Origin of the sequence: Ohtaekwangia sp. (genome assembly GCF_036786105.1) — a bacterium.
Taxonomy (GTDB): domain Bacteria; phylum Bacteroidota; class Bacteroidia; order Cytophagales; family Cyclobacteriaceae; genus Ohtaekwangia.
This window is the reverse complement of the sequence record NZ_DAIQRQ010000067.1, coordinates 6485-16098: the sequence shown is the minus strand read 5'-3', so window position 1 is coordinate 16098 and position 9614 is coordinate 6485. Positions and strand designations below refer to the sequence as shown.

Sequence of the window (9614 nt, the reverse complement as noted above, 5' to 3'; positions counted from 1 at the left end):
TTTCTGGTAATACTAATAGAGGCCTTGCGGCATTTTCCTCCTATCGGAGGATTTAATTTGGATATTTTCAGCTCTACTACTTTGGCAGCGGGCAGTGCTTTCATTACATCGTCTACAATTTTTTCTGCTACAGTTTCTAAAAGCTTGGATGGTTTGCCCATCTCCTCTTTAACAATACGAAAGAGGGTTTCGTAGTTCACTGTTCCCGCAAGATCATCATGTTCGGCTGCTATACCAAAATCGGTATCCACGGCTATATCTACTTCAAACCAGTTTCCTGATTCGCGTTCGTGCGGATATACACCATGAAAGGCATGAAACTCGAGGCCTTCGAGCGCTACACGTCCACTCATGCAATCTCGTCAAAGAAAGATTTCATTACTTTTTTTACTGGCACCGGCGGAGGTGCAATCACTACTTCTTCCAGCACGGGCTCTGGCTCGGGGAATACTATTTCCCGTACAGGTTCTTTTTGAACAGGCGGTGGCGGTTCAATCGCGATGGGTTCTTTTGTCACTACGGGCTCCAACGGTATGGTTACCTGTCTTTCGTATGTATGATTAGGGAATGCTATTTTCTTGGCTTCGCGTTTTGCCATAGCCAGGTGTTGATCAGGATCGAAATCCTTTGTATGGGCACGGGCACGCTCTACGCGATCGATCGTATCATTGGCCAGGCGCTTCAAATCAGCCAGCAGATCTTCACGGTTCGATTCAAGCTTTTTATAGTTCTCCACCATCAGCTTGAGGCGGTCTTCCATTTCCTCCACAATTTCTTTCGCACGCATGTCAGATTCCTCAATGGTATCTCTGGCCTTTGTTTTTGCTTCGTGCAGTATAGCATCGGCTTTCATCTGCGTTTCTTTCAGGTGAAGGTCTGCAGCGTAACGTGCCTGTTCAATAACATTGGCACCGGTGTCTTCGGCTGTCTTCAGTGTTTTGTAAAGAGAACTTTCAACTTCACGAAGTTTAGTCACTTCACGTTCAGCAGCTTCGAGTTTGATGCGAAGCTCTTTGTTCTCGTCCATAATGCGTTCCCATTCCTGTGACAGCGTGAGCAAAAAAGCGTTGACTTCATCTGTCTGATATCCGCGGAAGTTCTTTTCGAACGTCTTCTGGCGGATTTCAAGTGGTGTTACTCTCATAATTACTAAAGTTTAAAAAATGATTTTCCAGACGGAAATGGTTCGATCATCGCTGGCACTCACCAGTTGATCATCATGGCGGGTCCATAAAACTTTGTTTACGGAAGTTCCATGCCCTGCATGCCGCGACCGGTCTATGACCTTGAGCAGCTTCAGCTCATCCAACTTCCACACTTTTAAGGACTTATCCATGCTACAAGTTACAAAATGTTTATTATCCGGGCTAAAATCGAGGTGATTTATCGCATACATGTGCGCTACCACTTCGGCTGCCTGCGAATAATGGGCCTTTACATCCCATACTTTTAACCGTGCATCGCGCGAGCCACTCATTAAAAAATGGCCATCCGGAGTAAAGCGGATGGTAAATACCGAGTTGGCGTGCGCCTGCCAGGCGTGTTTTAGCTGCAAGTTAGTATCGAATACCCGAATAAAGTTGTCGCTATAGCCGATCACTACATCTCCGTTGTGCGGATGAATAGCGATGGTGCGTGCACTCTTTTCGGAAGACTGATTCTTTGCCAGAATGCTCAGGGACCGCAGTGCTACTTTCATAACAGTGCCATCGCCGGTTGCTACAAAGAGATCATCGTTGTGCGACTGTAAGTCAAAGATTGAAGCCGTTGTTAGTTGTAACGATCCAACTTCCGATTTATTCTGCCAGTCGAGCACATGTATTCCATCAAAATTATGGCCTGCCACCAGCAGGTTACTCAACTTGTGATGATGCAAAGCATATACCGAATTGGGTAACTTCGCTATAAGCTCTCCGTTTTCCGGATTGCTTAAATTCCATGCCACCACCATTCCATCGCCTGCTCCGGAGAAGAAAAGGTTGTCGTCACCGGAACCTTCCAGTGTATATACACAGTCGCGATGGCCTGTGAGTGTATGAAGTTTTGTTACTTCGATCTTCAACATCCCTGCATTAAACGGCCAAAGTTCTAACTTTCGGAGTGTTTTTTAAAATTATTATTGCATGTAGCAAATTATACTGAATGGCTCTTGAGAAAATTACCATGACAACCGATCGCGGCTGGGCATTATGGAAGATTGATGAAGACGAAGAAGCATTGGCTGCGCTTATTGGCAACGTTGATCAAATACCGGCAACGATACACAACACCAAAAAACGCCTAGAGTGGCTGGCTGGACGAGCCGTTGTAAAGACGATTATGACTGAGCTTGGTCTTCCTTTTAAAGGCATTGTGAAAGATGAGTTCGGCAAACCCTTTCCAAAAGCTTATGACTATCAGCTTTCATTAAGTCATTCATTTCCATACGTGGCTGCGCTGGTAGACCGCGATATACCGGTAGGTATAGACCTAGAGCAACCTAAAGACAAGCTGCTGCGCGTAGCCCCACGCGTATTGCATGCAAATGAATTAGCCGATGCCGGTGATGATGTGATTAAACACTGCATCTACTGGTGTGCCAAGGAAGCACTGATAAAGGTATATGGCAAAAAAGATCTGACGCTGGCTGAAAATCTGATTATTGGCCCGTTTACACGGGAAATGGAAGGCGATATTCCTGGCAGAATTATTGTCAATGATGTAGAAAGGATAATACCTTTATACTACCAGGTTCACCCGAATTTTGTAGTGGTATTCAACAAACGCAACGCATTATGAAAAAGCTCGCAACACTGGGATTGATGATCATGATCGGTTTTACAACATACGCACAAACCGTTCAGGATTTTAGCCTGGTAAATGTGCTCACGGGTAATTCAGTTTCAACCAGCACATATCCTTCATGCTCAGGATTGGTGATCATCTTTACGAGCAACACCTGTCCGTACGATGAATACTATCGGGCACGCATTAACAAACTATCACGCGACTACCAGGAGAAAGTACCAGTGCTACTTGTTAACTCCGGTATTGATCCTGGTGAAGCCAACGATGCAATGGTAAAGAAAGCACAACAAGCCGGTATATCATTGCCATACCTGGCCGACAAAGATCAGACTTTAATGAATGCTCTCGGAGCCAGCAAAAGCGCATCGGTATATTTACTCAAAAATGATGGCGGTAAATTTTCCGTAGTATATAAAGGCGCCATTGATGACAACGCACAGGTAGAAGCCGATGTGCGCCACCATTATTTGAAAGAAGCTATCGATCAACTACTGGCAGGACAGCCAATACAGACAGCAGAGATTAGGCCGGTGGGATGTTCGATCAGAAAGAAATAAGGCTGCCAGCCGCTGGCTACAGGCCACTGGACTAGAGACAAAAAGAGAGCGTGCCGTTATGATAATCATCACAACGAGCACGCTCTAATAATTTACAGCCTGTATTCATCCAGCAGCTATATGCTAGCAGCCAGAAGCTTTCTACAAGTCTATCGCATCATATACAATCACCTTCTCCCACAGGTGAGAGTAATTCTCTACAAACTTCTTGTGTATGGGGTGCACCTGGTAAGTATTTTGTCCTTCCACATCATCGAAGAAAATAAGTTCGGAGGCGCTATAGCTATTATCTACTACATCGCGTTTCTCAGTGCTGGCCGGTATACCAATGTGGATGCTGCGAATGGTCTCAATCTTTTTGAGTGTGTTCAATCCTTCAATAAGTTTATTGAGATCTTCTTTGGAGTCACGATTCTTCAGCCAGAAGAACACGTGATGCGCAAGTTGTTTTTTTTCCTTTGTTTCCATAGTTGTTAATGACATACCAGAAGCCACACCGGCGGTGAGCACAGCGGCACTGGCTATAAAAGTTCTGCGGGTTTGGGCCATACGTTCCGTGTTAAAATGGAAGTTTGCGGGTGAAAATACAAAAAATAGTTATGCGTATGAAGACACTTATGTAGTCGGAAGTATGCGTTTGCCGCTGCCCTATTCTGTTATCTCGATGCGGTTTCCTTCCGGGTCTAGGATAACGCTTTCGTAGTAACCATCACCGGTGGTGCGGGGTTCGCCTACTACTTCATAGCCATCGGCACGAAGTTGCTCAGTTAGAACGTCAACCGCTTGTTTACTGCCAGTGGATATGGCAAAGTGTATTAGTCCTGTAAACTGGCGATATATATCATTTTCGCTGGTCGGTATACTGGGCATTTTCATGATCTCCAGGCGGCAGCCATTCTCAAAGTTGAGAAAGTAGGACTCGAAATTCTTTTTAGGATTAAAGTATTTTTCTCCGGAGGTAACCTGAAAGTATTGCTGGTAGAAAGATTTCATTTTCTCCAGGTCAGTTACCCACATGGCGAGATGGTCTATTTTCATAAGTTTAATTTTTTTCCCACAGAATTCACAGATGAACACAGAAATTAAATGCTGATCTGCGGGAAAAGTTTCTGTGTAATTCTGTGAAATCTGTGGGAGATAATTTTATCAGGCTCCGTATACATTGGGCCGGTGGAGTTCCATATAATTTTGAGGCGACTTCAGCGGCTCGAAACCGTAGCGCTCGTACAGAGTGTGTGCATCGCGCGTTACGAGTACCATGCGTCTGAATATCTTCAACTCTTCTATACTGAAGATAAACTCCATCAGCCTCTTCGACAGGCCCTGGCCGCGATAGGCTTCGTCAATAAAGACATCGGCCAGGTATGCAAAGGTGGCATAATCGGTAACGAGTCGTGCAAATCCTACTTGTCTGCTATCGGTATATATACCAAAACAGAATGAATTTTCGATGGAGCGCTTCACAACATCAAACGGTATACCTTTTGCCCAGTATAACTGCGTAGATACAACTTGATGTACGTAATCTACATCTACGCGCGTGCGATCGGAACTGAATGTAAAGCCGTTGTATATTTCTTCTTTCAGAATAGTCATCTATACTACTTCGTTATTTTCAACACAATCTTTCCAAACTGGTCGCGATTTTCCATACGTTGAAAAGCCTGGTTTATTTCTTCCAGCAGGAATACTTTGTCGATCACAGGCTTGATCCTGCGGCCTTCAACGAAATCGAGCATCGACAAAAATTCATCACGTGTTCCCATGGTAGTGCCCAGTATCGACAGTTGTTTCCAGTATAATAAACGTGTAGCTACTTCGGTGATGTTACCAGCAGTGCGCCCAAAGTTTACGATTCTTCCACCGGGCACAGCGAGCTCAATAAATTTTGAGAACTGATCTCCTCCTGCACTGTCGATGATAATATCAAAGCCACCGGTTTCTTTGAGCGCCTTTGTGTGCCAATCCGGATCTTTATAGTTGAATCCGCCTAACGCTCCCAGTGCTTTTGCTTTTTCGATCTTCTCATCAGAACCTGATGTTACGTACACCCGCGCCTGGTATGCCACAGCAAACTGCAATGCCCACAACGCTGCGCCCCCACCTATACCGGTAATCAGCACTTTCTCTTTTGAACGTAATCTTGCCTTGGAGAACAACGCTCTGTATGCTGTAAGTCCGGACAACGGTACGGCTGCAGATTCTTCGGAGGTGAGATGCTCGGGTTTTTCAAATATATACTTCTTCGATATGGCAAGGTAGTCTCCAAATGTGCCGTTATCCGGGAAACCTAATATTTTGAATCTATCGCCTTGCACAATCGGGTTATCGCCCCACTCCAGGCTTGGATTAATCACCACTTCTGCTCCCACCAGCATCGGGTCTGCATCTTCGCCTACATCTTCAATAACACCACAACCATCAGAGCCGAGCACGATGCCATCCGGAAAATGCTGCGCTTGCTCTTGTATAACCCACAGGTCGCGGTGATTGAGTGCCGCATGATGCATGCGCACCAGCACCTGGTCTTTTATCAACTTCGGCTTTTTAATTTCCAGAACTTCTACCGGATAATCTTTGCCTTTAAATAATGCAGCTCTTTTTTTGGATCCAAACATAGCTATAGTATCAAAAAAAAGACCTCATCCCTGAACAACTTCCTCGTAGTAAGAGAAAGCAGCAAGGATGAGGTCCCAACAAATTTTCTCTTCTGCGATTATACGTGGATAATATAATTCCAGCCGTACTTATCGGGCTCGGCACCCATACGAATATCGTTTAATTTTTTCTTGGCGCGAAGCTGGAAGCTTTCCGGGCCGGCCACTGGTATAGAGAGGTCGTTCCCTTTGATCTTGATTACGGCGATAGGTGCCACAACGGCTGCGGTACCTGTTCCGAATGCTTCAGTTACTGAACCATCTTTCAAGCCTGCTTCAATTTCATCGATGCTTACTCTGCGTTCTTCTACCGTCACACTCATGTCTTTGGCAAGGGTGAGAATGGTATCGCGCGTAACGCCATCCAATATAGCGGTGGTAAGTTTCGGCGTAACGAGTTTACCGTTGATCACGAACATCACGTTCATCATACCCACTTCATCTATATACTTGTGTTCTTTGTGATCCGTCCAGAGTATCTGGTCAAATCCTTCTTCGCGGGCAATTTGAGTCGGGTAGAATGCACCACCATAGTTACCGGCACATTTTGCAAAACCGGTTCCACCTTCTGCTGTGCGCACATACGTATCTTCCACTTTCAGGCGATAAGGCTTAGCCTGGTAAGCCGCCACCGGACTGTTGATGATAATAAACTTGAAGTGATCGGCTACTTTAACACCGAGTCTGGCTTCGTATGCAAACATGAACGGACGGATATAGAAAGATGATCCTTCACTGGTTGGTATCCAATCCTTGTCTACTTCAATAAGGGAACGAAGCGATTGCATGAACATTTCTTCGCTGATCTGTGGCATACACATGCGATCGAGCGAGCGATTGAAACGGGCGTGGTGCCGCTGCGGACGGAATATATTTATATTGCCATCGTTCATATAGAAGGCTTTCATACCTTCAAATACGGCTTGCCCGTAGTGAAGCGATAGCATCGCCGGGCTCATGAGTATATCACCAAACGGAACGATAGCGGGCTCGTGCCATTTACCATCTTTATAATCGGCCACCACCATGTGGTCGGCAATGTACTTTCCAAATTCCAGGTTGTTGAAATCAACTTCCTTGATTCTCGATTTTGCAACACGCTGCACTGGTATCGAAGTCGTTAATGTTGTCATGGTCTTAAAAGTTACTGGGTGAAATTTCACAATTATTGTCGAGATATCCCGGCCTGCTGCTATATTTTATGCTGTAAACCAAAAATCTTTTGTAATCCCGAAAAAGAGCAAACTAAATTTTGCAAAGCTGCTGTTTTAAACAGTTTGTGTATGTGCTGATGCGGTTGCGAATGTTTGCTTTTTAGCGTGATACACCTGGGTGAGCACATCAAACGCCAGTTGGCCATCTGCCTCTTCCGTCTGCCAGTTGGATATAGCGGCCCGTATGGCCGGTGTACCCTTGTATAAGGTTGGCGTAAAGAATACGTGTCCGTCATCGCGCACGGCATTCAGATATTCGCGAATATCATCGAACGTAATACTTTCATTTTTCAAGGTGAAACACACTACGTTCATGCGCACCGGAGCCAGCAGCCTGAAATCGGCCGATGCTTTAAGCTTCTCGCCCAGGCTATACGCCACATCACAGTTGCGTTCCACAATCTCCCGATGTCCTTCACGACCATACGCTTTCAATGTAAACCATGAAGGTAATGCGCGCCACCTGCGTGAGTTCTCCGGTGTGTAGTGGAAGTAATCCGGACTTTGTTCAGGATCACCCAAATAGGCTGCACTATTCTGAAATACTTTCAATTGAATTTTCTTATGACGTGTAAACTGCATCGCAGCATCATAAGGAACATTGAGCCACTTGTGTGCATCAATCGTAATACTATCGGCATAATTTATCCCTTTCATGAGATGGGCATAACGAGAAGACAGGGCCGCAAAACCTCCAAAGGCCGCGTCTACATGTAACCAGAAAGTATATTTTGATTTCAGTTTGCCGATCGCTTCCAGATCATCAAAGTCAACCGTATTTACAGTGCCTGCATTTGCTACAACCAGCACCGGGCCCTGAGCCGATTGCAGTTCACGCTCCAGTGCGGCGATATCTACCGCTTCACGATCGGGCAACGTAGCCACTTTGATAAGCATATTCCTGCCCATTCCCAATATCGCCATCGACTTGAGTATACTGGAATGTGGTGTGCTACTCAATACTTTTACAGGAGCTACACCATAAGAGCCTTCGACACTAAAATCTTTTCCAAGCTGCTCACCAATCCACTGTCGGCCAAGTGCAAGCCCTACCTGGTTGGAGACGGTTGCTCCGGTCACAAAACTACCAAAGTATATATCTTCCAATCCAAAAAGTTGTTTAAAAAAATGGATCGTCTGGCGTTCTACCTGTGGCGCGATAGAATCGTTGCTGCCACAAGCGTTCTGATCGTAGGCACTTACCAGCCAGTCACCCGCGACCGCAGCCGGTGTTGATCCGCCGGTAACAAAACCGAAGTATCGAGGGCCGGCACTGTTGGTGATCTGCGCTGCATAATGATTTTTGAAATACTCCAGCGCATCCCGGGCACTGCTGCCTTTTTCGGGTAAATCTTCCAATACCAGGTCGGGTATATATCTGCCGGGAGGGAAAGAGTCCTGTGCATCTAAATACTCGTTGGCCAGCGCAACGGTATGGTGCAGTATATCTTTCTGATTCTGCTTATCGTGTTGTAAAAGTGCGTGCATGTATATTATGATTTACCGTTGAACAAAGAATTATGATTCTTCTCCATAGCCCGTGCTATTTGCGCGGAGTCCGCGTCCTCACGCTTCTTCAATTCGTGAATGATATTGTCGTAACTCTCGCGATCGCGGTTCTGCGAAAGTTTATGCGTTGCTTCCAGTTTGGTGATGACAATCTCGAAACCCACTACGCCCTGCATGGCTTTCGTTATATACTCTGCTGACAGACTTTCTACAGTGACGGGATGCATTGAATCGCGCTCATACTTATTCATCAGATGAGCCAGTGATTGAAAAAGCGCTTCGCCCTCTATCGTACGGATCGTGCCATAGGCATGCACCGCCATATAATTCCAGGTAGGCACATTCTTGTGATTATACCAGGACGATGAAATATAGGTATGCGGGCCGTTAAAGATCACAAGTACCTCACCACTCTCCGTAAAGCTTTTCCACTGCGGATTAGCCTTCGAGATGTGGCCTGTTAGTTTGTTGCCATCTTCCGATAATTCCAGCGGTATATGCGTAGCCATCAGGTTTCCGTCTTTCTGGCTTATCAATATGCCAAAGCCATGCTCGCGGATAAAATCCTGAATGGCCGTTGTATCGGTATGTTGAAAATATTTAGGAGTATACATGCTCTTGCAGCGTTAAGCGTGCACAGTACTGGCAACACTATCCAGCAATCGGCGATGATAATTTACCTGGCCCAAATGATAGGTAAGATGGGTAGCCAGATGCACCAGGAAAAATTCCGTGGAAGTTTTCTCGGCCAACACCTGCATAGGATATTCCTGCTTCAGTTGCTCTTCGGTTAATGTACTCAGCACTTTGTCTACAATCTGAATTGTATCATCGATTTTGCGTAGCAGTTCTTGCTGTGCTATACCTTTGGCAGAAAACTCTAAATCGCG

13 protein-coding genes are annotated in these 9614 nt (G+C 45.6%); 2 read left to right on the top strand and 11 right to left on the bottom strand.

Annotated elements, in window-relative coordinates; translation table 11 throughout:
- The 3 genes from folB to V7Q33_RS20055 all read right to left on the bottom strand — a co-directional run.
- Positions 1 to 353 (bottom strand): dihydroneopterin aldolase (folB, locus tag V7Q33_RS20065; RefSeq protein WP_333821037.1); only part of this gene is annotated, 353 nt, incomplete at its 3' end.
- Positions 350 to 1144, bottom strand: a complete 795-nt coding sequence (locus tag V7Q33_RS20060) for a DivIVA domain-containing protein (protein ID WP_331979360.1) — start codon at positions 1142 to 1144, stop codon at positions 350 to 352. The genes V7Q33_RS20060 and folB, both read right to left, overlap by 4 nt.
- Positions 1145 to 1156: 12 nt before the next feature.
- Positions 1157 to 2065 carry a WD40 repeat domain-containing protein gene (locus tag V7Q33_RS20055; protein WP_333821036.1) on the bottom strand — a complete coding sequence of 303 codons (909 nt, stop codon included), beginning with the start codon at positions 2063 to 2065 and terminating at the stop codon, positions 1157 to 1159.
- A gap of 77 nt (positions 2066 to 2142) precedes the next feature.
- On the opposite strand from V7Q33_RS20055, the gene V7Q33_RS20050 reads away from it, so the two are divergent.
- Complete coding sequence (locus V7Q33_RS20050; protein ID WP_333821035.1) at positions 2143 to 2778, top strand: 4'-phosphopantetheinyl transferase family protein; 636 nt, start codon at positions 2143 to 2145, stop codon at positions 2776 to 2778.
- Complete coding sequence (locus V7Q33_RS20045; RefSeq protein WP_331979366.1) at positions 2775 to 3344, top strand: redoxin family protein; 570 nt, start codon at positions 2775 to 2777, stop codon at positions 3342 to 3344. The genes V7Q33_RS20050 and V7Q33_RS20045 overlap by 4 nt, the downstream gene beginning before the upstream one ends.
- 141 nt (positions 3345 to 3485) lie before the next feature.
- On the opposite strand, the gene V7Q33_RS20040 is transcribed toward V7Q33_RS20045, so the two are convergent.
- The 8 genes from V7Q33_RS20040 to V7Q33_RS20005 all read right to left on the bottom strand — a co-directional run.
- Entirely contained in the window at positions 3486 to 3893 is a 408-nt protein-coding gene (locus V7Q33_RS20040; protein ID WP_331979368.1) for a Dabb family protein, read from the bottom strand.
- A gap of 99 nt (positions 3894 to 3992) precedes the next feature.
- Positions 3993 to 4382: a VOC family protein gene (locus tag V7Q33_RS20035; RefSeq protein WP_333821033.1), complete on the bottom strand. Its 390-nt coding sequence runs from the start codon at positions 4380 to 4382 to the stop codon at positions 3993 to 3995.
- Between the two features lie 108 nt (positions 4383 to 4490).
- A complete protein-coding gene (locus V7Q33_RS20030; RefSeq protein WP_333821032.1) occupies positions 4491 to 4940 on the bottom strand; it encodes a GNAT family N-acetyltransferase in 450 nt (149 codons plus the stop codon).
- 5 nt (positions 4941 to 4945) lie between these two features.
- A complete protein-coding gene (locus V7Q33_RS20025; RefSeq protein WP_333821031.1) occupies positions 4946 to 5962 on the bottom strand; it encodes a zinc-binding dehydrogenase in 1017 nt (338 codons plus the stop codon).
- A gap of 98 nt (positions 5963 to 6060) precedes the next feature.
- Entirely contained in the window at positions 6061 to 7134 is a 1074-nt protein-coding gene (locus V7Q33_RS20020; protein WP_333821030.1) for a branched-chain amino acid aminotransferase, read from the bottom strand.
- A 135-nt stretch (positions 7135 to 7269) separates the two neighbouring features.
- Positions 7270 to 8703: a pyridoxal phosphate-dependent decarboxylase family protein gene (locus tag V7Q33_RS20015; protein ID WP_333821029.1), complete on the bottom strand. Its 1434-nt coding sequence runs from the start codon at positions 8701 to 8703 to the stop codon at positions 7270 to 7272.
- Positions 8704 to 8708: 5 nt separating this feature from the next.
- Complete coding sequence (locus tag V7Q33_RS20010) at positions 8709 to 9338, bottom strand: FMN-binding negative transcriptional regulator (RefSeq protein WP_333821028.1); 630 nt, start codon at positions 9336 to 9338, stop codon at positions 8709 to 8711.
- A 12-nt stretch (positions 9339 to 9350) separates the two neighbouring features.
- Positions 9351 to 9614, bottom strand: a 264-nt coding sequence (locus tag V7Q33_RS20005; RefSeq protein ID WP_333821027.1) for a DUF1572 family protein, incomplete at its 5' end; no start/stop codon positions are given.